This is a genomic window from Colwellia sp. M166, from assembly GCF_024585285.1.
Classification (GTDB): domain Bacteria; phylum Pseudomonadota; class Gammaproteobacteria; order Enterobacterales; family Alteromonadaceae; genus Cognaticolwellia.
In genome coordinates, this window is sequence record NZ_CP040755.1 from 1,272,397 (window position 1) to 1,298,715 (window position 26,319).

At 38.8% G+C, this 26,319-nt stretch carries 20 protein-coding genes; 5 read left to right on the plus strand and 15 right to left on the minus strand.

The annotated features are described in order from the left end of the window. Nucleotides 1-59: 59 nt before the first annotated feature. From parC to FGD67_RS05805, 13 genes are all read right to left on the minus strand, one after another. A complete protein-coding gene (gene parC / locus FGD67_RS05745) occupies nt 60-2,348 on the minus strand; it encodes a DNA topoisomerase IV subunit A (RefSeq protein WP_257174093.1) in 2,289 nt (762 codons plus the stop codon). A gap of 135 nt (nt 2,349-2,483) precedes the next feature. Beyond that, nucleotides 2,484-3,749 (minus strand): GGDEF domain-containing protein, encoded by a 1,266-nt coding sequence (locus FGD67_RS05750; RefSeq protein ID WP_257174094.1) that lies wholly within the window; start codon nt 3,747-3,749, stop codon nt 2,484-2,486. Then, on the minus strand, nt 3,739-5,655 hold the full coding sequence (locus tag FGD67_RS05755) for a tetratricopeptide repeat-containing diguanylate cyclase (protein ID WP_257174095.1): 1,917 nt from the start codon (nt 5,653-5,655) through the stop codon (nt 3,739-3,741). Before FGD67_RS05755 ends, FGD67_RS05750 begins: the two co-directional genes overlap by 11 nt. A gap of 131 nt (nt 5,656-5,786) precedes the next feature. Further along, nucleotides 5,787-6,194: a VOC family protein gene (locus FGD67_RS05760; protein WP_257174096.1), complete on the minus strand. Its 408-nt coding sequence runs from the start codon at nt 6,192-6,194 to the stop codon at nt 5,787-5,789. Nucleotides 6,195-6,683: 489 nt separating this feature from the next. Beyond that, entirely contained in the window at nt 6,684-8,738 is a 2,055-nt protein-coding gene (locus tag FGD67_RS05765; RefSeq protein WP_257174097.1) for a DUF262 domain-containing protein, read from the minus strand. Then, nucleotides 8,731-10,266: a DUF262 domain-containing protein gene (locus tag FGD67_RS05770; protein ID WP_257174098.1), complete on the minus strand. Its 1,536-nt coding sequence runs from the start codon at nt 10,264-10,266 to the stop codon at nt 8,731-8,733. Before FGD67_RS05770 ends, FGD67_RS05765 begins: the two co-directional genes overlap by 8 nt. Nucleotides 10,267-10,278: 12 nt before the next feature. Beyond that, complete coding sequence (locus tag FGD67_RS05775) at nt 10,279-10,509, minus strand: hypothetical protein (protein WP_257174099.1); 231 nt, start codon at nt 10,507-10,509, stop codon at nt 10,279-10,281. A gap of 310 nt (nt 10,510-10,819) precedes the next feature. Beyond that, nucleotides 10,820-11,683: a WYL domain-containing protein gene (locus FGD67_RS05780; RefSeq protein WP_257174100.1), complete on the minus strand. Its 864-nt coding sequence runs from the start codon at nt 11,681-11,683 to the stop codon at nt 10,820-10,822. A 304-nt stretch (nt 11,684-11,987) separates the two neighbouring features. Next, on the minus strand, nt 11,988-13,877 hold the full coding sequence (gene parE / locus FGD67_RS05785; RefSeq protein WP_257174101.1) for a DNA topoisomerase IV subunit B: 1,890 nt from the start codon (nt 13,875-13,877) through the stop codon (nt 11,988-11,990). 18 nt (nt 13,878-13,895) lie between these two features. After that, a complete protein-coding gene (locus FGD67_RS05790; RefSeq protein ID WP_257174102.1) occupies nt 13,896-14,480 on the minus strand; it encodes a YqiA/YcfP family alpha/beta fold hydrolase in 585 nt (194 codons plus the stop codon). A 25-nt stretch (nt 14,481-14,505) separates the two neighbouring features. Continuing rightward, nucleotides 14,506-15,261, minus strand: a complete 756-nt coding sequence (locus FGD67_RS05795) for a metallophosphoesterase (RefSeq protein WP_257174103.1) — start codon at nt 15,259-15,261, stop codon at nt 14,506-14,508. A gap of 4 nt (nt 15,262-15,265) precedes the next feature. Further along, on the minus strand, nt 15,266-15,724 hold the full coding sequence (locus FGD67_RS05800) for a DUF1249 domain-containing protein (RefSeq protein ID WP_257174104.1): 459 nt from the start codon (nt 15,722-15,724) through the stop codon (nt 15,266-15,268). Further along, nucleotides 15,725-16,354: an NUDIX domain-containing protein gene (locus FGD67_RS05805; protein ID WP_257175076.1), complete on the minus strand. Its 630-nt coding sequence runs from the start codon at nt 16,352-16,354 to the stop codon at nt 15,725-15,727. It abuts the gene before it with no gap. Between the two features lie 299 nt (nt 16,355-16,653). Between FGD67_RS05805 and tolC the strand changes: the two genes are divergently transcribed. Further along, nucleotides 16,654-18,015 carry an outer membrane channel protein TolC gene (gene tolC, locus FGD67_RS05810; protein WP_257174105.1) on the plus strand — a complete coding sequence of 454 codons (1,362 nt, stop codon included), beginning with the start codon at nt 16,654-16,656 and terminating at the stop codon, nt 18,013-18,015. A gap of 91 nt (nt 18,016-18,106) precedes the next feature. Here tolC and hldE read toward each other — a convergent pair whose 3' ends face one another. Further along, nucleotides 18,107-19,534 carry a bifunctional D-glycero-beta-D-manno-heptose-7-phosphate kinase/D-glycero-beta-D-manno-heptose 1-phosphate adenylyltransferase HldE gene (gene hldE, locus FGD67_RS05815; RefSeq protein ID WP_257174106.1) on the minus strand — a complete coding sequence of 476 codons (1,428 nt, stop codon included), beginning with the start codon at nt 19,532-19,534 and terminating at the stop codon, nt 18,107-18,109. Nucleotides 19,535-19,603: 69 nt separating this feature from the next. On the opposite strand from hldE, the gene lpxL reads away from it, so the two are divergent. After that, a complete protein-coding gene (gene lpxL, locus FGD67_RS05820; protein ID WP_257174107.1) occupies nt 19,604-20,542 on the plus strand; it encodes an LpxL/LpxP family Kdo(2)-lipid IV(A) lauroyl/palmitoleoyl acyltransferase in 939 nt (312 codons plus the stop codon). 52 nt (nt 20,543-20,594) lie between these two features. Beyond that, a complete protein-coding gene (locus tag FGD67_RS05825; protein ID WP_257174108.1) occupies nt 20,595-21,284 on the plus strand; it encodes a toxin co-regulated pilus biosynthesis Q family protein in 690 nt (229 codons plus the stop codon). A 41-nt stretch (nt 21,285-21,325) separates the two neighbouring features. Here the strand turns inward: FGD67_RS05825 and glnE are convergent, their stop codons facing one another. Continuing rightward, on the minus strand, nt 21,326-24,325 hold the full coding sequence (gene glnE, locus FGD67_RS05830; RefSeq protein WP_257174109.1) for a bifunctional [glutamate--ammonia ligase]-adenylyl-L-tyrosine phosphorylase/[glutamate--ammonia-ligase] adenylyltransferase: 3,000 nt from the start codon (nt 24,323-24,325) through the stop codon (nt 21,326-21,328). 11 nt (nt 24,326-24,336) lie between these two features. Between glnE and FGD67_RS05835 the strand changes: the two genes are divergently transcribed. Both FGD67_RS05835 and FGD67_RS05840 read left to right on the plus strand, forming a co-directional pair. Continuing rightward, nucleotides 24,337-25,347 (plus strand): hypothetical protein, encoded by a 1,011-nt coding sequence (locus FGD67_RS05835; protein WP_373567848.1) that lies wholly within the window; start codon nt 24,337-24,339, stop codon nt 25,345-25,347. A gap of 8 nt (nt 25,348-25,355) precedes the next feature. Continuing rightward, entirely contained in the window at nt 25,356-26,258 is a 903-nt protein-coding gene (locus FGD67_RS05840; protein WP_257174110.1) for a DUF350 domain-containing protein, read from the plus strand. Nucleotides 26,259-26,319 lie beyond the last annotated feature (61 nt).

Consider the following 26,319-nt stretch of genomic DNA (forward strand, 5'->3'; position numbering starts at 1 on the left):
ATTTCGCGAACCTAAGGTAGGTAGAGCCCTAATAATTGAAGATTAAGGCCCTATTGCTATTAGCTTTCTGGTGTTTCCGGCGTTATCTCTAAAGGTTGTTGTTCTATAACAATATGATCAACTCGTTGTAAGCCTCTTGGTAACTTATTACCTCGTCGGCCACGCTCACCTTTATAATGCTCAATATCACTCGCCTTTAGGGTCAATTTACGTTTACCTGCATGCAAAGTAACCGCACTTTCTGGTGGTAACACTTCAAGCAATGTTACATATTCCTCACGCGCTTTGGCTCTCGCTGAAGGAATATTAATAATTTTATTACCTTTGCCTTTACTTAGCACCGGCAAGTCTTTGACAGGAAAGACTAACATCCGCCCTTCAGAGGTAATTGACAGGACTAACTCGTTATCTAAGCTGCTAATAAACCTTGGCGTCATTACTTTAGCTGCTGCAGACAAACTCAATAGTGCTTTGCCATTTTTATTACGACTGACCATATCCGCGAAACTAGCAACAAAACCATAACCCGCATCACTGCTGAGTAAATAACGTCTATCATCTTCAGCCATCAACACTTTTTCGAAGGCTTCTCCACTAGCTAAATTAAAGCGTCCAGTGAGTGGCTCACCTTGGCTTCGAGCGGTAGGTAAACTATGAGCATCAGTCGCATAGGCCCTACCGGCAGAATCAATAAAGACCACAGGTCGGTTACTACGCCCTTTCGCTGAGCATAAATACTCATCCCCTGACTTGTAACTTAACGCTTGTGCATCAATGTCATGACCTTTAGCACAACGTGCCCAACCTTTTTGAGAGACAACAACAGTTACTGACTCACTCGGCATCAAATCTTTCTCAGACAGCGCTTTAGCTTCATTTCGCTCAACAAGCACAGAGCGACGATCATCACCATACTTCTCAGCAGCTTCGAGTATTTCTTTTTTCATTAAGGTATTCATGCGCGCTTTAGAACCAAGCGTTTTTTCAAGATATTCGCGCTCAATATTCAATTCGTCTTGCTCTGCTCGAATTTTAATCTCTTCAAGCTTGGCAAGTTGTCGAAGTTTAATTTCTAATATTGATTCAGCTTGACGTTCAGACAACTCAAAGCGCGACATTAACTCTGCTTTCGGGTTGTCATAACCTCGAATTATTTCAATAACTTCATCAATATTGAGGTAAGCAACCAATAGGCCATCTAAAATATGTAAGCGCGCCAATACTTTATCTAAGCGATATTGTAAACGGCGACGGATAGTTTCACGTCTGTACTCTATCCACTCGCTTAGTATGGTTCTAATATCTTTAACTGCGGGTTTGTTATTTAAACCAATCATGTTGAGGTTAACACGAAAGTTTTTCTCTAAATCCGTGGTAGCAAACAAATGTTGCATTAATTGTTCAATATCAACACGATTAGAGCGTGGCACAATCACTAAACGGATCGGGTTTTCATGATCTGATTCATCACGTAAATCCACCACCATAGGTAGCTTTTTAGCTTGCATTTGATTAGCAATTTGCTCTAATATTTTTCCGCCAGATGCCTGATGAGGCAAAGCTGTAATAACCACTTCACCATGTAGCATTTCATAAACCGCACGCATTTTAATACTGCCGCGACCGGTTTGATAAATTTTTTCAATGTCTGCTTTCGGGGTAATTATTTCAGCATCGGTTGGATAATCAGGTCCCTGAATAATATTAAGTAAATCTGCTAACTCTGCCTTGGGTTGTTCAATAAGATGCACACAAGCACTGGCGACTTCTCTAACATTATGAGGAGGAATATCGGTTGCCATACCCACAGCAATACCAGTAATACCGTTAAGTAATATATGCGGTAAACGCGCTGGTAAAGTTTTAGGCTCTTTCATGGTACCATCGAAATTAGGCGTCCAATCAACCGTACCTTGCCCTAGCTCTGCTAATAAAACCTCACTAAAGCGTGATAAACGTGCTTCGGTATAGCGCATGGCCGCGAAAGACTTAGGATCATCTGGTGCTCCCCAGTTTCCTTGACCGTCAACCAGCGGATAGCGATATGAAAACGGTTGTGCCATCAACACCATAGCTTCATAACAGGCTGAATCACCATGGGGGTGGAATTTACCTAAAACGTCACCAACAGTACGGGCTGATTTTTTATATTTTGCTAATGCCGATAAACCAAGCTCTGACATCGCATAAATAATACGACGCTGCACTGGCTTTAAACCATCACCAATATGAGGTAAAGCTCGATCCATAATGACATACATCGAGTAATTTAAATAAGCTTCTTCAGTGAACTGTCTTAAAGGGCGCTGCTCAATACCGTCCAAACTAAAGTCGATTGCATCTGACATGAAAATATTTCCTAAAAAGTTCGATTAATGTCGAATTATCAAGCGTAACTTTTACTATTATTGCTCTGGGGTTAGCTTAGCTGATTATGCCTGTGGAAAGAATACTTTTAGGCGATAAATATCATGAAATGGTGATTAATCTGTTTTTTCTTTTCTTTCTGTACAATAGCTACACACTTGATTGCGACCGTTAGCTTTTGCTTGGTACATAGCCATATCCGCTGCATGTAGTAAGCTATCAAAACTTTCTCTAACCACCTTAATACTTGCTAAACCTATACTAACGGTAATATGAATATTATCCTGTTGACCTTGATAACTTTTATCCTGAATTTTTTCCCGTATACGCTCAGCAATTGCACGCGCTTGCGCAATATTTGCATCAGGTAAAATAGCGGCAAATTCTTCACCACCGATCCGAGCAAGAAAATCTCGAGAGCGCATGGTTTCACCCGCTAATGCTGCGATATTACAAATAACCTCATCACCAATATCATGGCCAAACTGATCGTTTATATTTTTAAAATGGTCAATATCTAACATTAAAATACTCAACTCTTTATTCTCTCGTAAAGCATGCTCCATAAAGATGTAACCGTTATCAAAAAAAGCACGACGATTAGGCAACTGAGTTAAACTATCGGTTTTTGCAAGTAAGGTTAATGCTTTACGAATTTTAAATTGTCGTAGTAGTAATAAAAATAAGACGATGGCCGCAGCAATAAAAATCGCAATATTACGGTTTTGCTGTTGTCGCTCCGATTCAGCATGCGCCAGAGCATACTGTTTTATTTTGCTGTTTTGACTAAGTAATTCATTTTCTTCATGTCTTTTTTCAATGTCATATTTAGCACTCAAGCGCTTAACCCGTAAGCTTTTTTGCTGCTCTAAATGTGCAAAATATTTTCTAATATACTGTTCCTTACTATCAAAGGCCTTTTTAGCCTCACCTTGCCTTTGGTAAATACTTGCTAGGGTTAAATAAGCACTGGCAAATAACGGCTCATCAAGCTGCTTTTTAGCAATAAAAGCTTCAAGTTTTATTGCCTTATTTAGCCAATTAACCACCTTGTGCTCTTGACCTTCAATATTTGCAATATTGGCACGAATAAGGTGGAGAATATATTGCTCCGCTTGATTTAACGTTAAGTCTAATTCTTGAAACTTCAGTAATTTAACTTGAGCTGACACTCGGTCGTGTTCACTTAAATTTTTTAACGATAATATTTCTACATTAATAGCCAAAACTTCTGTTGCAACTTGTTGACTGACATAAAGCTGATCCGTTTTATTGAAAACCTGCTGTTGACCTAAAATTTCATCTGCAAAAGCAAGTCTATTAAAAAATATCAACACACTATAAAAAATAATACTTTTTAGTCGCCAATCCTTATTGATCATAACTAACCTTATTGCGACCAGAATGCTTGGCATTTAATAATTGCGCATCGGCAGCTTTTAACAAAGTAGGAAAGTCACGGTAGTTTTGCTTGCTCAAGGTAGCAATACCAAGACTGATGGTTAATTGATTAATCTCTTGCGTTTGCCACTTCGCCTGTTCAATATGCTTTCTTAAGCGCTGTGCAACTTCAAGCGCATCATCATGTCCGGTATTTGGCAATAAGACAATAAACTCTTCGCCGCCAAAGCGGCCAAATACATCACTTGCTCTCATCAAGCTTTGGCCATGAATAGCAATTTCTTTAAGTGTTTTATCACCTACACGGTGGCCAAAAATATCATTGATTTTCTTAAAGAAGTCGACATCTATCATACAAACACTAAAAGACTGTTGCTGCTCTATTGCCTGTTGGAAATACCTTTCGCCCAACTCAAGTAATCGTCGCCGATTCGTCACACCGGTTAAACTATCGGTTCGCGTTGCTCGCACTAAGTTTCGTTTACCTTTAATCACTCGATATAAGACCCATGCTAAGATCAATAAACAAATTGCCAATAAACCGACAAGAACCTGTCGGTTATTGGTATCAAGCGTTATTTGTTGCAGCTGTAAGTTTTGTATACTTTGTTTTGTTTCCAAAATATTTTTCTTACGTTGAGTGGTTTCGCTTTGATATTGTAACCTTAACTCATCAATTTCAGTGGTTTCACGCACTTCGTTATAGGCAATCGACTTAGTAAAATACTGCGTTTGAATTTGGTATGCTTTGTTATACTGACCTAAAGTGTAATAAAGCTCAGCACGTAGAAAGAGGATATTTAACTCGCTGGTATCATAAATATCACTGGCTTTACCTTCGAGTAACTTTTCTGCTTGTTCTAGGTTCAGTAACGCCTCATCATAACGCTTCATTTTTTCTAAAATATAAGCTTTATCAATAAGGTATTGCAGCTTCATTAAATGTTGTTCGGTTTCTTTAACATATTCGCCAGCTAACAAAATATAACGATAAGCATTTTCTGTATCGCTATCATCTTTGTTTAATAGCGCCCAAGCTAAGCTGCGATAAACACCGGCAATAAACTCATTACTAGTATTCTCCTGTATTTCACTTTCGAGAAGACGATAAACACTAATGGCTTGTTCGTAGTTATTTTGGTTAGCATGATTAATCGCAACATTATGTAAGCTATTTAACGCATAATTGTGCTTACCGGCATTTTTAAAGTGTTGGTATGACTGTTGAAAATAATCATTTGCTTGTTGCTGTTCACCTAAGTAACCATACAAAATGCCTAATTCACTACTGATATCGCCTAAAAGCGCTTCATCTGCTATTTCATTAGCCAAGGTCAAAGCATAATTGAGTGTGATCAATGACTGTTTATAGTTTTTTCTTAAATAATATATAGCACCAATATTGATCAAGCCACGCGCCGTTAGTTTCTGATTAGTCATTGAACGAGCTACATCTAAACCATTTTGATAAAACTGAAAAGCGCCGTCAAAATCCCCCTGACTTTCTAATGAAAAGCCTTTAATATAAGCAAGTTCAGCAATAAATATACTGGGGTTGTTCATTTGCTTAGCTAGCTTTAAGCCTTGCTCAGCTGAGGCTGCACTTAAACTATAAAGCGCCTGATCAGAATATGCTGTGGATTGAATTCGAAAGTAATTAACTTGGCTAGTGAGCGGTTGTGAGCTTAACTCATCTTTGTGGGTATTTAATAACAGTAATGCGGCTTTAGGATCTCGATCATTAAGTTGCTCTGCTCGTAATAAAAAAGCATTAAAGTCGCTATCAGTTAAAGAGTGCAAAGCATTTGATTTACAAGATATTAACAATAAAAAAAGGACAATCGGGCCACTATTTTGAAAGGTTAATTTTACAAAACTTCTCAGCAAACGCTCTGCTCCAACGGTCTATACGATAAACGACAATTGACAGTATAAAACGAATTCAACTCAACAATAAACTGTTATTTTAATCGTTAAAAATATAAATATAAAAACTCAAAAACAAAACATAATTAAATCTATTTTTCAGTAGCTTGCCAATAGCTTGCTTCGATTTTATTGCCATCAAGGTCGATAACAAAACAACCATAATAGGGTGCACCGTATTCAGGTCTTACACCCGGAGCGCCATTACAACGAGCGCCCAATGCGATAGCACAATGATAAAACTCATCAACTTGTTGCTTACTTAAGGCAACAAAACCAAAATGAGTGCCATTGCCTGTAGTAGCAGGCAGTTTATCAAAAGGTTGTTGTAACCAAAATTCAGGATAGCCCTTGCCATAGGCTAATGCTTGTTCATATTCGCTAACCAAATCTATACCTAAAGTTGCTAGGACGGGCGTATAAAAACCTTGTGCTTGTGCTAAATTATTAGTACCAATAGAGGCATGACAGATACTGCGTAAACGACGATGCTCAATCATCAGTTTTCCTTACTAAACAAAAAAGGTATAGCCTTATGACACTATACCTTTTATTAACAATATTAATTATCAACAATATGTAGAAACAAAACGATTACTCAACAAAACTTTGCTTGTTACCCTTGAAGTTATGCTAATTCAACCATAAGCTGACAATAAAATAAACCCTACAACCCTTAGCATTAGTTTTATTGTACTATGCTAAGTAGTGACACGCCTTAAAGAAAGCAACCCTACCCAGCCTCTAGTACGCAATAAGAACTAAACCAGTGGAGATATTAACTCCAACTTAACGTGATTTATAACATAAGTTCAGATTCAGGCTTCCCATCAACATTATAAGCTATTGTTAAAGTCAGATGCCGCTTCTTGTACACCGACTTTTAGGACTTCTAAGCAAGTGCCCGTTAAGCTTTTTAAATTTCACTGAGTGGAAACAAACTTAGTAGAATTGGTATAATGCTTGCTCGCTGGTTTGACTGTTCATAATTATTCCTTGTCACCATAATGCACAGCTAACGTACTTAACATTTCTTTCTGATGCTGCTCTATCTGTTTGTTTTTCCAATTATTTTGTTCTTTTAATAATTTGAACATGGCTTTTAATTTTAATGAATCGTATTGTGGCTTAGCTTCAAAATCGACCAATTTCTTTTTAACCGCTTGGTTGCTGTATGAAGAGTTTTCACCTGGGCTTAGTAGTACTAAATTACCAAATGCATCTAAGAAATCTCTTTCCAATATATTTTGGTGCTCTTCATGCTGGGGGTATACATGCTCAACAGAATTTTTCGCGGTTATACGATATTTCTTAAATTGCTCTAGATGCCTATCCGATTCTTGTTTCCATAATACATACTCCAGTTTTTGAAACCAGTAATGCTCAAAGCTGGTTCCTCTAGCTTCTGCAAAATAATCAACGTTTGCTTGCCAAGACCTGACTGCCGGTTGCTGTTGTTTTGCTTGCTTAAAACTGGCTGTTTTTTGAGTTTCAGATTTACTGGCCAATGATAGACCATTATCAATTTTTTCAAGTAGCGCTATGGCTTGTGGATCTTCGGTGACGTTGCCATTTATTAACCCTGCAATGAATGGAGTAATCCAGTATTGAGCACTGCGTTCACCAGTGAAATTGCGCACACTTTGTAGCATAACCAATTCATTAAGTTCTTTCTGAGTACGGTTAATGTACCATTTCCCACTTGATTCACTGCGTGACAGGTAGGTTAAACGCAATTGCTCATCATCACTATCATCACGCTCAACCCATTTAACCACCCAACGATCAAACTGATAGCGCACCTGCCATAAAATCTTAATAAAGTATTTCACTTCATCTTCGCTGGCTTGCGTTAATGGTTCAAAAGTTTCCAGTAATTTATCGGCGTGTACGCGAGGCAGTACATCGCCCGAACCGTCATCTCGTTTTGCTAAGTAAATGCGATAAGCGTGAATAAGTAATAACGCAAAGCTGATGATTGGGCGACAATAAACGGTTTCGGTTTCTAAATCGTATGTGCCAGTATCCTGCTCGTTGTCATTATCTTTGTCTGCGCTTTCGTCATTATTTTTAACGCTACCTTTATCGCTACTCGATGTGCTTTCTTTTAATTGTTCGGCTAACTGCATAATGGTTAAACCATGCTTTTGCTGCGTTCTCCCAGCACTCTTCACAAATAGTGCTTCATCAAAACAAGACAAATGCTCTGCTTTAATATCATTCCACGGTGCATTAGGGAAAACTTTACGCACATTACGTTCAAAGTAGTTTTCCATGTGCTCACAAGCTAGCCAAATTGCATCAAACAGAGGTTTATCAGCAGATACTTGCTTAAGCAGTTTTGATTTTAAAATATCAGCCTGTTCAAGCTGTATACCTGCGGTATTCATCGTGGCAAATAAGCGATTTAAATCCATTTGCTTAGGTACTATGTTATTCACCCATTGCACATTATTAAAAATATAATCGCCAAGCAAAATACGATCTTCTTGCTTTAAGGCTTTTACTTGTTGCTCTAATACTTGTAATGCAGCATAAATACGCTTTAAGTATGGGTTTTCACCAATGGCTTCTAGCCCTGGGAAGACATAATCATCTAGGCCAGCCAAGCTACCTAATAAATGTTGAACCTGATCTCGAATAGTAAATTGCAATCTCGGCTGTTTTTTAAAAGCCGCGATATCAGCAATACTCGACTCTACTTTTGCCATTTTAAAGGCAAGTGCAATAAGCATTAACGTGGTAGTGCGTTGCTGCCCATCAATTAATTCATAAATGCCATTACCATCGTCGTCATGCTCTATGGAGGTAAGAACTGTACCAATAAAGTAATTAGCTTCTTCGGCGATACGTGCATCATCAATATCTTTAAATAACTTTAATACTGCCTCGTCTGGCCAAACATAAGGCCGTTGGTAACTAGGTATACAAAATTGATATTCATGAGTTTGAATGTAATTTAACGTCAGTACTTGAGTTTCAACATTATGCTGTATCACATGCTTTTCCTCAGCATTGCAATGGCTAACAAATAAATTATCCATGTTGCTCTCCATTATTTCTTAGCTTGCTTACCTGATCCATACCAACCGTTCCATGTCCTAATGGAAGAATAAAAGCATCTAACTCTGCGGTATATCTGTTAGCAAGTTCTTGCGCTGAAAGGCTTAAAATCACATCTATTTCAAGGTAGTTTAACACGTTAAATATAAAACGTTTTTTAACGCTATTTTTATCAACAGCTAAATTGGCAGGGTCTGTTTTAAAATGAAAACGATCTAAATAATCAAAACACATGTTGGGTGTGTAACTGGCAGTAATCCAATCTAATACAGGGTTATCACGGACAAACGCTGATATTGAATTTTCTCTGACCGCTTTTTGATTGCTTACACGTGGTGAATAAATTACCCGAAACAGTTTTTTCGCGGCAACGTCTAATTGCTGCTCGCCAAATTGGCTAATATAAATTAGCAAGGCAGTATCGTATAAGCCTTTCACATAGCTACAACCATCAAGTTGGCAAATCAAGTTTTGATAAAAATTGAAGAAGTTTGAAAGTGGCCCAGCCCCTTTATTAGCCCCATTAGCTTGTTTATTGATACTTTTCGTGTCATTTTTACTTTTACTGGTGAGATACTTGCTTCTCAATTGCTCAAAATAACTTAAGTAATGAATGGTATTAATACCACTATTTAATGGCTGTCGTAGCTCGTACCCCTGTTGCGCTTGCTTATCTATTTGACCACCATCAGCTAAGTATGCACGCTCAAATCGCCCGTAGGCGATATCATCACCTTTACCTGTGCTTTCCCCAAGTTCGTTTACCACCGCAGTTCTCACTAAATGTGGTTGACGATGAGAGGGCACATTACGGTTATAAAGCTTTTGCCAGTAGCGGCCTTTAACAAGTGCCCCTACAACGGGGTTTAAATCACCCAAGGCTTCCCACTTAGCGGCAAACTCATTTTGGTTGTGGCGTTCAATTGCTCTAAGGTGATGGGCTTTAATAATGTCTGGGCCACTCAACCTTACACCACCGGTATTTTGGGTTTCAAAAAAACGGTAAGCATCATCTTCTGAGCGTGTGACTACCAAAGTTAAATTAATTTTAGCTGCATCAAATGTCTCTATTTGTTTAAGGCCACTGTTTTTCAACCACGCTAAATTTTTTATGATTTGTTGTTGCGACTCAGGCGAGTCATAACTTAGGCTAAACTCCGCAGGATGTTTACCCGCTGCTGAGTTGACCAAACTTTGCATAAAGGCAATCAATGCCAAAGTCGTTAAGCGTTGCTGGCCATCAATGATATTTAACCGACCATTTTCTGCTGACTGATGCAAAATAACACTGCCTAAGTAATAGCCATATTCAGTATCGCTATTCGCTAGATCGCTCAAAAACAACTGATAATCACTTAGCATTTTTTTAATTTGCTCTTCGCCCCAACGATAAGGGCGTTGATACTCAGGAATGGTTAACTCGCCATGAATGTAAATTTCATTAGAGCTAACAATACTATCTTTACTGAATAACTGCGCTAAGGTACAACTTGCGACTACAACTGACATACCACTTCCTTGTTAGTTAATTTCTGAGTCCACTTCTGGTACTTTGACTTTTCCGTAACGGCACTGTGGAGCAGCATCGTCAATATTGAAAGATTGTTTTTCGATATCAGTAACAATTTCATCTTGCCCTTCTCTACTTGAATAACCGATTTCAATATCTAAGAACATATGAGAATAAAATCTTAATCTTGAGAAGTGCAAACCAGTTGAGGTTTTATTGTAATGTTCGATATAGCCAACCATTTTCAATAACCATTCAAGATAAACTGGATTGAAAATATTTAAGGGCGTTGTCGTAAAATACAACAAGCAGAACTAACAATACTGGGACGATCTGATCCTCTCATCCATGCCCATATAACATTCATTACAAAGTCATTCTTTTGGCAGCTTTTAGAGCCACGATAATCTTCAGCAATCATAGTAACGCTCTTTTCTGAGCGAGGTGTAACACCAGTTAAATGAGATAAGTTTGTTATGTCCGCTGTGCTCCATTGGTATTCCTAATAGGCAACGATTCTTTCGCTTCCTAATTTAATTTTTAAATTTATTTCTAACTTGGCGCAATAGTCATACTCGCCAAATTTTCTAATTCGTTTACGTTGCTGAGCCATAAGTGATGCTCGCCACCCGTGAGTGCTGCGTGAGCACTACAATCTACGTTCCATTGGCGCATTAAATAACCCAAAAGCGCTTCTCGCACGTTTAATTCAATTTTTCCATCAATCATTGCATAATCTAGCTCTATCGCTTTAAAGTGCTTGATAGTCGGATGTGGCACTAAGATGATTTTGTGAATGTTGTTCCACTGCTTATCAAATTCTCTTGCTTGTATTGTCGCTATTGGCTTTTCAATTTCAGTAACGTTTTGTAATCGTGTACAAACAAAGTCTCTAAAAGCTTTATTCTTTTTATCAAAAGCACGTACATGCCAGCGCTGGCCGTTATTGGCGAGACTATGTGGCACAAGAGTGCGTTTAGTTTCACCAGAAGACAATGAAACATAGTCACATGATATAGCTTGTCGATTGTTGATCGCACGCATGATGGTGGCGATAACATCAGAACTTGGATGGATTAATCTTGTAGCATCAATGCAGACATTAGATGGCGTAATTCCATTAGAAAAACCATCACCGAAGCCACGGCATAAACTGTTAAGCGTGGCTTCAGGATTGTGTTCAAATACGGGAGAAAATTGCACAGTACGGTAATACTGTTTGGTTTCGTGTTTGAGAGTGAGATTATCAGGAGCAAGTTCACGGTACAAAGTTAGGTCACGAGAACACGATGCTAGCCCTGTTTTGAAATGGTTAACTAGGTCGGCACGCGATATTTGCCCGAAAAATTGTAGGCAAAAATCAATAAAAGCAAGGCGTTCACGTTGTGCATAGTTGATATTTGTTAAATCGTTCAAGCAACATTCACATTATTTTTGTATTTATTGACTACCAATCTAGCTGATAAAAAACAAACTGGCAATCAAAATGATAATATCATTAAGATGCTATCATTTTGAATAATCATTTCTTGGCAGCCGGCCCAAATTTAACTACAACTCAAGTAAATATTGGTAAGCACTAATTACTCAGAGCAAAAGTTAAATAATCGTTTATCAGAAAAGAAAATATTTTTTTGGTGATTTTGATTAAAAACGTGTAGCTATGCTCGCCAATATAAGCAGAATATCTTTTGTCAGCTTATAGTTTACTAATCATCAATTATGCTAATTCAACCATATCGCCCTTAGATTGCAACCATTCTTTACGATCGCCTGCGCGCTTTTTAGAGAGTAACATATCCATTAACTCCATGGTTTCAGCATGTTCATCAACGGTTAGTTGTACTAAACGACGAGTATTAGGATCCATGGTGGTTTCACGCAACTGTAACGGATTCATTTCACCCAAGCCCTTAAAGCGTTGCACGTTAACTTTTCCGCGTTTCTTTTCTGCTTCAATACGATCGAGTATGCCGTCTTTTTCTGCTTCATCTAGAGCGTAAAAAACCTCTTTACCAACATCTATTCTGTAAAGCGGCGGCATAGCAACATACACATGCCCTGCTTGTACCAAAGGTAAAAAGTGTTGAGTAAACAGTGCACAAAGCAAAGTCGCAATATGTAAACCATCGGAGTCAGCGTCGGCAAGAATACAAATTTTACCGTAGCGTAACCCTGATAAATCCTCGGTATCTGGATCAATACCTAAGGCCACCGAAATATCATGAACTTCTTGCGAAGCTAGAATTTGTCCAGAGTCGACTTCCCAAGTATTTAGAATCTTACCTCGTAGTGGCATAATCGCTTGAATTTCGCGATCTCGTGCTTGTTTTGCACTGCCTCCCGCCGAGTCACCTTCGACCAAAAATAATTCAGTACGTAAAATATCTTGACTACCACAGTCAGTTAATTTACCGGGTAATGCTGGTCCTTGCGTGACCTTTTTTCGAATAATTTTTTTGCTAGCACGTAATCGGCGCTGAGCATTAGAAATACAAAATTCTGCGAGTGCTTCAGAGATATCAGTATGTTCATTTAGCCATAAGCTAAAAGAGTCTTTAACAACTCCGGTAACAAATGCCGCACACTGTCGAGACGATAAGCGCTCTTTAGTTTGCCCAGCAAATTGTGGGTCTTCCATTTTTACCGATAATATATAAGAACATTTATCCCAAATATCATCCGGTGTTAACTTGACGCCTCGAGGCAACAAATTTCTAAACTCACAAAACTCTCGCATTGACTCAAGCAAGCCTTGGCGCAAACCGTTGACATGCGTACCACCTTGCACGGTAGGAATTAAGTTTACATAACTCTCGCCTACTGATTCACCGCCTTCGGGCAACCAAGTTACCGCCCAATCAGCGGCTTCGTGTTGCGAGGTAAAGCTGCCAACAAACGGTTCTTCTGGCAAACTTTCATAACCTTTAACCGACTCTTTTAAATAATCAACTAAGCCATCTTCATAACACCATTGATATTTATTATCTTCGTTTTTATCATGGAATTTAATGGTTAATCCTGGACAAAGTACGGCTTTCGCTTTTAATAGGTGTACTAATCGACGTGCTGAAAATTTAGCTGAATCAAAATATTTTTCATCCGGCCAAAACTTCACTCGTGTGCCGGTATTACGACGCCCCACGGTACCAGTTTCTCTTAACTCTTCAACCTTATAACCATTTTCAAAAGCCATTTCATAGACTTTACTATCGCGCCTGACAGAAACATCTACACGTGTAGATAAGGCATTAACTACGGAAATACCAACACCATGCAAACCACCAGAGAACTGATAATTTTTATTGGAAAATTTACCACCGGCATGTAGCTTACAAAAAATAAGTTCGACCCCTGAAACCCCTTCTTCTAGGTGGATATCAATCGGCATACCTCGACCATCATCAATAACTTCCAATGATTGGTCTTTATCAAGAATTACGGTAATATTTTGTGCATGCCCGGCTAATGCTTCATCAACAGAGTTATCGATCACTTCTTGGCCTAAATGATTAGGGCGAGTTGTATCGGTATACATGCCTGGACGATGGCGTACCGGGTCAAGGCCACTCAGGACCTCAATGGAGTCGGAATTATATTGTTCGCTCATTTAATTGTTCTGATAATCTTAGGCTGAATATGATTGTAAATTAAAAAATAACGCAATGTTAGGTAGGATAGTTTCATAGTTAATAAAACTATGATCGCCACCTTGTTCTATTACCAGTTGGCAATGACGGTATTTTTCAACGGCTTGTTGATAATCTAACACTTCGTCACCGGTTTGTACCATGACCAAGTAATTATTTTTCGAAATATTGTTCTGTTCGAGCATTTTTAGCTCAACTATATGCTTCGCTGCTATGCTATAGCGCTCTTGAGTATATGGGTTTACTTGCTCGCCAAGGTAATCTTGCATGAGATCAAATGGTTTTACCGCGGGATTAATTAATGCCGCTTGTAGTTGATATTTTTCAGCCAAAAAGGTAGCAAAATAACCTCCTAGCGATGAGCCTATAATTAGCCAAGTACTATTGGGGGCTTGTTTAATAATACCCTCAAGCTGTGCAATCACCATATTGGGCGAACAGGCAACTTGCGGACAATAAAAGTTAACTTCAGGATAACGAGTGGTAAAAAACGTTCTCGTTAGCACTGCTTTCATCGACTGAGGTGAAGAGTTGAAGCCATGAATATACAACACGCTAATCATAATAAATCATCATCTATCGATATAGTTAAACAAAAAATGCTTGGCTAGATATTTCTGCATGCTCAGCCATGATAAAGAGTCTGTAACCTGCCGTTTGACCATTAGATTTAGCAATGGTTGAATTGATATCAAATTGAATTGATGTTGCTGGACAAGTATACAAATTAAGTGTTCTATCGGGTAATTTTAGCGGTAATGTTAATGCTTGATGAACATGGCCACAACCTAACGCTTTTATCGAAGAAAATTGCGTTAAAAACTGTTGAAGTTCGGCTTTGTTCTCCAAACCATGGCGATCAATAAAATATCCTACATCAACCGCATGATGATGCATTAATGCTAGTTGCGATTTATTTTTATCAATAGTCGCCGCGATTGTATCGGCCTGCGCCGTATTAAAAATCCCTGCGGGTGTAGCACTTTTGCTTTCCAGCAATAGCACTTGCCAGAAGTCACTCTCAATTACTGTGCCTTGGCAAAAAGGGGCTGGCGATAAATAACATTTCAATAACGCGGCATCATCATGGTTACCGGCAAGACAATATACAGGTATTGTAATTTCGGCCACTGCAAAGGCTTGTACAAAAAGTTGGTAGGACTCTGCACTATGATCTTGTGTTAAGTCACCGGTAAAAACTATCGCATCAATTGCCGGTTGCTGTTTAATTGTCCGCAACACTTTTAGTAAGTTTTGGTAAACATTTTCGCCATGATGTCTGCCATCCTGTTCGGCAAATAAGTGGCTATCGCTGATTTGCGCTAAAGTAAATTTTGTTGCCATAAGCTTAAGATTTTTCAACTAAATTAAAATGTACCTGTCCCAGTTGCAAACATAGCTGTAACCACTCTTTTAAAAAATAGTTTATTTGTTGTTTTTCATCTGGTAAATGCATTTTTTCGTTTGGATAGTCATAACGAGGCTTGATTTGCTGTACATCTTGATTACTGATCACTTCAGCCATGCGAGCATCATGATACAGTCGCACCACCATTTTAGGGCGAAATAGCTCGGTTAAGTTATAACCGTGAATATTAGCTTCTTGGTGAATCGTTACTAACGTGGTGTATTTAGTGACTTCATTAACACTGACTCGGTAACTTAAAAAATCAGAGATAAAAAAGCACCGCTGCTCACCCACTTGTTCTTTATCTGCAAGAATACGTAGCAGTAACATATAATTAACCTCACACAAGGCCATTAACGTTGGTAAATGGGGACGATATTTTTTCGCAACAGCAGACATTTATTTCCAGCTTACGTTAAGCTTATCAAGATTGAGAGCCAACCATTGTAACGCAATAATAGTAGCAGCATTAGGTATCTTTCCTTCTGCCAGTAACTTTTCAGCATCTTGACGAGCAATTACGTGCACTAAAATATCTTCGCCTTCAGTTTCGAGGCCATGTACTCCAGCAACATTTTGACTGTCAACACAAGCACAATAAAGATGAATACATTCACTCATACCGCCTGAACTTGACAGATAGTCCATCACTTTTGTTACATTTTCAGGCAATATTGTTAGGTCAGCCTCTTCTTTAGCTTCTCTTATAGCTACATCGAGTGGCGCTTCATTCTCTGTAAACATGCCAGCAATTAATTCCAATTGCCATGGCCCCGTTTTACTGCGTAACGCACCTGGACGAAATTGTTCAATTAGTACCACAGAATCGGTTATTGGATCATAAGGTAATAGAGCAACCGCATCACCACGTTCAAATACTTCTCGCGTTATTACGGAACTATAATCACCAGCATAGCGTTTATGGCGAAATTTATATTGGTCAAGTGCGAAAAAACCCTGATATTTTCTTGTTTTTTCAACTATCTCTACGTCTGCCAAATTAAAGCGTAATAGCGGCTCTTTAGTCATGTTCACAGTCAAACTCCTGCTAGCTCTTAAGTTATTTTTCGATACACTAGCACTTAACATTTTGTTACACTAGAATACTTTCCTAAACACTTATTTTATTTAGCTAATTCCTTATTCGCGATAAGATAGTAACAATAAGAAAAATAAAAGTAATAACAAATTGATTAATTAATTACTCACTTAGTGAGTTCATTAGCAAGCTAATAATGATTTAAAATAAATAAACCATACGACAATTTAAGTCGACTAATTTATTAACCACATTGATATAATTTAACTATTATAGGGACCGCTCCAACATGAAAAAAACATTAACCGCGTCATTTATTGGCCTTGTATGCGCTGCAAGTAGCTACTTAGCTAATGCCGAAGATTTATTATCCGTATACCAACAAGCACAAGCTAATGATCCGGTTGTTTTAGGTGCACATGCTAGATTTTTAGCAACAGAAGAAGGCATTGAGCAAGCCCGTGCAGTTTTATTACCTCAAATTAACGCCTCAGGTAGTTATACTGAAGCAAGTGGTGAATTTATTCCCACTTCAGATGACGGGCAATCTAGTGGTTTAACATTAAGAAATAAAAGCGATACACTAAGTTATGGTTTGCAATTAGATATGCAAATTTATCATCATGATTCTTGGTTACGGATGGATAATGCAAAAAAACTCGCTCATCAAAGTGATATTGCTTATCAAGTAGCTAAACAAGATCTAATTGTTAGAGTCACTGAAGCCTACTTTGATGTACTCAGTGCAAAAGATGATTTAGAATTTTCAATTGCTGAAAAAACCGCAATAGAACGTCAATTAGAACAAACAAAACAACGCTTTTCAGTCGGCTTAACCGCTATTACTGACGTCCATGAAGCACAAGCGCAATATGATAATGCGGTAACCGATGAAATAAGAGCTGAAAATAAAGTCTTTAATGCCGAAGAAGCGCTGCGCGTTATTACCAATATTTATCCACGTGATTTAAATATTTTAAATACTGAACGCTTTGGTACATCACGTCCATTTCCAGATAGTGCTAATGAATGGCAACAAACTGCTGAAGCAAAAAATTTAGATTTGATTGCTGAAAAAGTTAATGTTGATATTGCCAAAGAAAATATTAATATTGCCCGAACTGGTCATTATCCAACTCTTGATTTCAGAGGCAGTTACAGTAATAGAGATCAAGATAATGAAGTTAGAGGGGTAAGTTTCGAGAACCCTGCACTCAATAGTCATTCAATTGGTATTACACTAACCGTGCCAATTTATTCTGGTGGCTCAATATCAAGTAGTGTTCGTCAAGCACAAAGTAATTATGTTGTTGCTAGCCAAAATCTCGCGCAATCACATCGTAATGTCGTGCGTAACACGCGTAATGCTTATAATACTGTTATCGCTGCGGTATCTGCTATTAAATCGTTAGAGCAAGCGGTCGTTAGTGCCCAAAGTGCATTAAAAGCAACAGAAGCCGGTTTTGAAGTGGGTACTCGTACTATTGTTGACGTTTTAAATAGTACGAGAAACTTATATAACGCCAAACGGAACTTATCATCGACACGATATGATTATATTCAAAATGTCTTAGCACTAAAACGTGCTGGCGGTACCATTACCGAACAAGATCTAAAAGATATTAATCAAGGTTTGATTGCCGCTAAATAATAGCAAATCATCCCCAAGTTCAAAATAATAAAAAAGCAGCATCAATGCTGCTTTTTTCTTTCAAATAAATATCTCAATCAACGCTATCGAATTAATCTTCTCGTTTTATAGCATTAATAATTTTTGTCGTTGAAATGCCATCTTCAAAATTAAGCACTTTAACTTCACCACCGGCGGCAATAACTTCAGTCCCACCAGCAATGTCTTCAACTTTATAATCACCACCTTTAACCAGTATATCAGGTAAGATATTGGCAATTAGTCGTTGTGGGGTATCTTCAGTAAACGGCACTACCCAATCAACTGCGCCTAAACCCGCAAGTACTGCCATGCGACGATCAACAGGATTCACCGGTCGACCTGGACCTTTCAATCGAGTTACTGAAGCATCATCATTAACGGCAACAATTAAACGTGTACCTAAGGTATTTGCGCTAGTTAAATATGATACATGTCCGGCATGAAGAATATCAAAACAGCCATTAGTCATAACAATAGTTTCACCACGCGCTTGTGCTAACTCGACGGCAATTTTTAGCTGTTCTTCGGACATTACACCAAAACCACTTTCTTGGCCTGATGATATTTCAGCTCTTAATTCAGTTTCACTTACGGTCGACGTGCCTAATTTACCAACCACAATACCGGCAGCAATATTTGCTAAAGCACTGGCCTGAGTAAATTCAGCTTTTGCCGCTATAGCAAGTGCTAACGTCGCAATAACGGTATCACCAGCACCTGTAACGTCATAAACCTCTTTCGCTTGCGTAGGTAAATGAAACTCTTCATGGTCATGGCGTAGTAAGGTCATACCTTGCTCGCTACGCGTCACTAACATTGCGGTTAAGTCTAATTCTTCAAGGAGTGCTTGGCCTTTACTGACAATTTCAGCTTCACTTTTACAATGTCCAACAACGGCTTCAAATTCTGCAAGGTTAGGGGTAATTAATGTCGCCCCACGATAGCGTGAAAAATCAGTTCCTTTTGGATCAACTAAAACCGGAATGTTTTCTGCCTTTGCAGCACTGATCAGCGCTTGCACTTCTGATAATGTTCCTTTGTCATAATCAGACAAAAGTAACAAATCGTGTTGAGCAACCAGCATTTTAACTTGCTCAGTCAGCGGATTTTTATCTACTTCAGCAAACGATTCTTCGAAATCTAAGCGCAATAATTGTTGATTTCGGCTCAAAATACGCAATTTTGTGATCGTTGGGTGAGTAGCAGACTGAATAAATTTACAATCGATAGCCATTGCTGACAGATGAGTTTGCAAAGTTTCAGACGCTTCATCTTCGCCAGTAATACCAAGCAAAGTAACTTGACCATTTAGTGAAGCAATGTTTAAAGCTACGTTGGCTGCGCCTCCTGGGCGATCTTCGTCTTGATGTATTTTAACAATCGGCACAGGTGCCTCGGGTGAAATACGTTGTGTTGGTCCAGACCAGTAGCGATCTAACATGATATCACCAACAACTAAAACACGCGCTTTTTCAAAAGCGGGAATATCTACTTTCATCCTGTACCCTATAACAGATATAATAACTAATATTGTATCACAAGCAATTCAATGAGTTGAAATCATCCCGTGAGTAAAAACAAAGTTTTACAACCAAATTTTAAAATATCTTTCTTATTACCTAAGTATTGGCTGACCTGGATTGGCGTATTAGTACTTTACACCATCTCGTGGTTACCTTATCGATTTCAGCTTTTTCTTGGCAAAATGATCGGACGTTTACTTTATAAAATAGGCTCTAGCCGAAAAAAAGTTGCCTTACGTAATCTAGAACTTTGCTTCCCTGATATGCCAGATGCCGAGCGCCAGGTTATGCTAAAACGCAACTTTGAAAATACCGGTATCGCGCTATTAGAAACCGGTATGGGTTGGTGGTGGCCAAATTGGCGAGTAAAAAACAAAATAAAAATTATTGGCCTTGAACATATCGAAGCAGCACAAAAGCAAGGTAAAGGTATTCTCTTGCTAGCCATGCATTACTTAAGTGTGGAAATAAATTGTCGTGGCATTGGCTCAGGTCATCCTATGGTGGTTTTTTATCGTCCGCATAACAACCCATTAATGGAGTACTTTCAGTTTCGAGGTCGTGGCCGATCTAACAAATACATGTTAGGCAAGCGTGATGTTAAAGGCTTACTTAGAGCATTAAAAGATGGTGAAGCTTGTATTTATTTACCTGATCAAGATTACGGACGCAGTCGCAGTATCTTTGTGCCTTTTTTCGCAGTACCAGAAGCCGCTTCAACGACAGGAACATTAATATTCGCTCGACAAAAAAACACACAAACACATATGATCATTCCTACCAGAAATGACGATGGCAGCGGTTACACTTTAGAGATAAAACCTATGCTGGAAAACTTTCCAACCGGTGATGATACCGCGGATGTGAAAAGAGTTAATCAGGAATTAGAAAAAGCGATTATGGTTAAGCCTGAACAATACATGTGGTTGCATCGACGCTTTAAAACCCGACCAAATGAAGATGATCCGTCATTGTATAAATGAGTATTGTTAGTTATGGTATGCTTTAAGATGTAAATTTGACTATAAGTAACTTATGAATTTTTGGCTACGAAACATTATTTTAGCAGTAATTCTAACTGGCTTAGCGGCAGCTTTATTGATGAACCAAGAATCATTATTTTCAACCGATCAAGAGGCTGCTGAGGATATTGCGGCATCAACAGCTGATATACATCACGAAGGGAAAAACACGCCGTTAGCAACAGAAATAACACGAGACGTGCTTCGACCTAAAGAAAGTAAAAATGCAGCTGCAGAAGGTCTTTCTCGGTTTTACGCCAACTTACACGGTGATATGAACGAAAAAGGACCTAAAATTCGCAATAACATTGTCTATTTACCAGAGCCTAAAGGTGATTTAGAGGGAATATTAGAAGCAAGACGTTTAACCACTCGGCCACTACGTAAAAACTGGACCGGAAAAACTGAAAACCATCCCTTTCGTCTTGGTGAAACCTTATTTCAAAAATTATCAGAATATGCTGATGATAATGGTCTTGAAGTAATATGGTGGCTTGATCGTGACTTTTTAGTTAAAGATGCTTTTAGAATTAATAAAAATATTATCACCACTTCTTACCAAGTCGGTAAAGCCATTGCAGGGCATTTTGAAAATGGTCTTTCAGTCTATTTTTGTTATCAACAACGTACTATTGTTTTGATAGAGCACGACATTCCTTACCTAGCAAATGAATGCATGCTACTACCTAAAGCTAGACGTTAATATAATATTTATCATTTTGATTCAACAATAAACAAGCCGGACTATTGATATAGCTTATTGACAATAGTCATCACCTCACTATACTCAGCATCAAATTCTGTAGAGGCTATCATCGCGGCACTATTTTGCAAGGTTGCACGGTGACCAAAATCCCGTAACTTACAATAGTTGTTCATTAAAGTCTGCTGCTGCTGCTTAGTAATCACCCCGATATTGGCTAGGTATTCCAGTAAACTAATATTGTCTGAATGAGCGCTCAAACTAGGATGTTGAGCACTGTGGAGTAATACTAAATATTGCACAATAAATTCGATATCAACTAAGCCACCAAGTCCTTGTTTAATGTCTATTTCACTTGCTGATGATTTATCTAAGTGTTGGCGCATTTTATTACGCATATTTATAACATCTTCTCGTAGCTGCGTCTTATCGCGCACTTTCATTAACACTTGGCGTTTAATGTCAATAAATCGAGCGGCTAGGCTTTGATGACCATAAATAACTCGTGTGCGAACTAACGCTTGATGCTCCCAAGTCCAAGCATCATTTTCTTGATAATGTGCAAAAGTATCAATATGTACCATTAATAATCCGGCACTTCCTGAGGGCCTCAAGCGCATATCTAACTCATATAAAATACCATTACTCATACGGGTATTAAATAAATGCATCATACGTTGCGCCAATTTCAAATAGAATTGTCCTGCCGAGATCTCTTTGGGCCCAGTGGTCATTTCCTCAAGGTTGGCATCATGAACATAGACTAAATCCAAGTCCGAACTGTATCCGAGCTCAATCCCACCTAATTTACCATAACCAATAATAGCGAAACCTTTATTTTCGCTAGCCAACCGATTAGACGGCACACCAAAACGTAGTGATAATTGTTGCCATGCTAAATTAGCCACTTCTTCAACTATCGCCTCAGCTAATGCCGTTAAATGATCACTAACCTTAGTGATCGGTAAAATGCCCGTGATATCCGCAGCCGCAATACGCAATTGTTTAACTTGCTTAAATTCACGCAACGCGATCATTTGCGCTTCTTGGTCATCTTCTGGCACTCGCAACATAGTTTCCCGCAATTCAGCGACATAAGAAGATAATAATGGTGGTTGACGAAATAATTTTGGATCAATTAATTCATCGAGCAATATTGGATACTTAGCGATATATTCCGCTACCCAACTACTATTTCGACACAATTGAATGAGTTGCTTTAATGCCCCTTCATTCTCAAATAATAACTCTAGATAGGCAGTTCGCGTTGCTACGGTTGTTAGTACCGCTAGAACACGTGCTAATGACTGAGCAGTTAATTTTAAATTGGCAAGATGCCACAGCAGCGTAGGGATCAGTTTATCAAGTACTTGACGACCACGATTTCCCATACTGCACTTGATCATTTCACGACGAAAGTCTCGCAGTGCTTGCCATATAATGTCACTTTGCCAAATCTGCTTACCATCTGTTTCATGCTGTAACTGAGGCGAATTTTCGATCCAAGTAATCGATTCTTCATCACTCCACTGGCTATCCCATAGCGTAGTCCAGTATTGATCAACCGCCTGGCGATTAGGGCTTTCCTCACCAATAAGCTCACCAAATTGTTGATGAACCCCTTGCATATGAAAGGCAAGCTGAGTTAGGAAACTCGGCCAATCGATGCAGTGAGCATCAGCTAGAATAGTGATTAAGCGCTGCTGATCTAAATCATTATCTGGCAAGGTTTGAGTTTGTTGATCATTTAACGCTTGAATAATATTTTCAACGCGCCGTAAAAAACGATAACTATCAGTCAACACTTGCGCACTTTGCGCTGTGATTTCTTCATGCTTAACCAGCAAAGGCAGTACCGTCAATAAATTACGATGCTGTAGTTCGCTAATTCGTCCGCCCCTGATCATTTGAAACACTTGTACAATAAATTCAACTTCTCGAATACCACCAGCACCCAATTTAATATTATTATTGAGCTGTTTACGCCTCACCTCTTGCGCAATCATCGCTTTCATACGTCGTAAACTATCAATAACACTAAAATCGATATAACGTCGATACACAAAAGGCCGTAACATGTTTGACAATTGCCCGTGATACTTTCCTTCACCAATCAAACGTGCTTTTAGCATGGCATAACGTTCCCAGTCACGTCCTTGATCCTGATAATAATTTTCCATGGCATTAAATGACAAAACGACAGGGCCACTCTCACCAAAAGGTCGTAAACGCATATCGACCCGATACACAAAGCCATCAACGGTTTTCTGGTTTAACGCGGTAATTAATTTTTGCCCTAAACGGGTAAAAAACAATTGATTATCAATACTGCGTCTAAGACCTTGAGTTTCTCCTGCTTCTGGATAGACAAAGATCAAATCAATATCAGACGAGAAATTTAGCTCTTGTCCACCTAATTTTCCCATGCCATAAACTAATAGCTCTTGTGTTTCGCCGGCATGATTAACTGGTACGCCCCATTTATTTTGACAGTACGTAGATAGCCAATTGCTAGCAGCAATGATTAATTGATCAGCTAATGAGGATAACCGTTTAAGTGACTCGTCAAGTGGTATAGCCAATAAAAAATCACCAACCGCAATGTAGCTCATTTCTACTAAACGAAACAAGCGCAAGCTATGATGCAATTGCTCTTCTGTCGAACATGTAGCAATTTCTTCAGCCAGTGTCGCTTTATAATCGGGTGTATTACTCGACAGTAACCGCTCACTGTTAAAAAGCGCTATCACTAATTCAGGTGCCTGCAAAGCACTACGTAATATAAAGTCGCTTAACGCTAAAGCTTTTTTAAATAGCGCTAAGCGCTCAGCTGATAACTTATCGCTAACGCTAGGGTGTTGTTGAGAAAACTGTAACCAGCTATTATTTTTCTGGTTTTCCAGTAAAGGCGGAAATGACAATTGTGATAAAGTAGACACGTTACCCTCGATAAAAGCTACAATGACAAAATTAGCAATAATATGTAATGGTGAAAAATTAATTTCACTGATTTGCCTAAAACAATAGACATAATATGTCATAAGTGATATTAATGAATGATAACCATAGCATTTTTGAGGACACTATGGCAGAAATGCAGCCACTAAAATCAATTATAATCTTGCTGATGTTCTTACTCTCCGCTTGTGGAGATCCAATAAAAGAGCAAATTACCCAGCAAATTCCACTCACTGAACAACGTATTGAATTGCTTGCTCAAGCCCTCGATAACGGCCAAGTACGTAATGCTAATTTAATTAGTCAATACGCAGACAGATTACTAAAAGATAAACCTGACTATAAACCTTTAATCGATGAATTTTTAAAAGACGCGGGGACCCAAGGGCCAATGTATCTTGCTTTAGTTGATCGACTTAATACAGTAAAAAAACAGCCGCAAATGTTTAAAGATTCTCAAGCGCTTTATGATGAGTTATTAAATCTTTATCAAGCCGCTGATCCGGTTTTATATTCAGATGCATTGAGCGATCCGCTTAATGTTTTAGCTGATATGTCTGAAGGCACATTACCGCGCGTTAATGCCTTGTCAAAAGCACAAAGCCTTGCCGCCAATAAAGCGCAGGATTTTGGTACTGGTGAACAACTTATTGGTAATCCCGCTTACGGTAATTGGACTACTGGCTCTAATGGTATGTCGTTTTGGGCTTGGTATGGCATGTACTCAATGATGGGCGATTTATTTGGCTCTCGTCGTACAAGCTACAATGATTGGGGCCGTAGCCGAAACTATAGTTATTACAATGACTACGGTCGCAAGCGCTATAGCTCACCAAGTCAGCTAAACAAACAAACTGACTTAGATACTCGCACCAAAAAATCATTTGAAAGCCGTGGCCAAAAATATACTAGTGCTTACAGTAAAAATAGAACTGGCGCTTCAAGTATCTCTAGCCAAAGTAAAAGCGCACAAACCAGTGCCAATCGATTTACTAGCAAAGCAAGTAATAAAAGCGCTTATGCAAAATCAAGCAAAAGTGCCAAAAATGCTAGTTTCAGAAACAGTAAAAGTACAACCTCACGTAGCTTTAGACGTGGAAAGTAGGGATAAATATGAATACATTTATTGAAATAACCGGCCTGAATCAAGAGCTACTGATTTTCTTAGCTATAGATATTACCATTGCCATTATATTACTGGGTGCCATGCGCTTTATTAGTGGTTTATCAGCGAAAGTAAATTCAACTGACGAACTGGCTAAAGAAGATAACTTTGCTTTTGGTATCAGTGTTGCAGGGAGTGTTGCTGCACTGGGTATTGTCCTAACCGGTGCCATTACCGGCGAAAACGCTGAAAGCTATTTAATGGAAGCTATCGGTATGGCCAGTTACGGTATTTTTGGCTTAATACTCATTAAAATTGGTCGTGTATTTCATGATCGATTTGCCTTAAACCAAATCGATAAAAATGCACAAATAAAAGCGCGTAATATTACTGTCGGTATTGTCGATGCCTCTGGCGCTATTGCTACCGCCATTATTATTCGCGCGGTACTACTTTGGGTTTATGGTTTAGACATTAATACTTTTACCGCAATTGCAGCAGGCTTCATTGTTTCACAGGCGATGCTGGTATTAGTCACTCGCATTAAAGAGCGTCAATATGCTGCCAACAATCAAAACAGCAGCATGCAAAATGCTTTTGCTGAAGGTCAAATGGCGTTGGCTATTCGCTATGCAGGACAAGTTATTAGTACCGCCTTAGCCGTCACAGCGGCCAGCCACTTTTTAACTTATAGCCCAGACACATTACTCATTAACTTAGTGGGTTGGTTGGTGTTCGGTATGGTGATGACGTTATTGGTTGCCGCTCTAACATCAATTGCTAAGCGCCTCGTGCTTATGGGTATTAACCTAGTGGAAGAAGTCGATCAACAGCATAATATTGGTGTTGCCAGTGTAGAGATGGCGATCAGCATTTCTATCGCGCTTATTTTAACAGCCCTGATGTCGTAATTGCCAAGGTAAGCTGCAGCCGTAAAATTCAAGCTTTATCAATTGGAGCTTGAATTTTTTT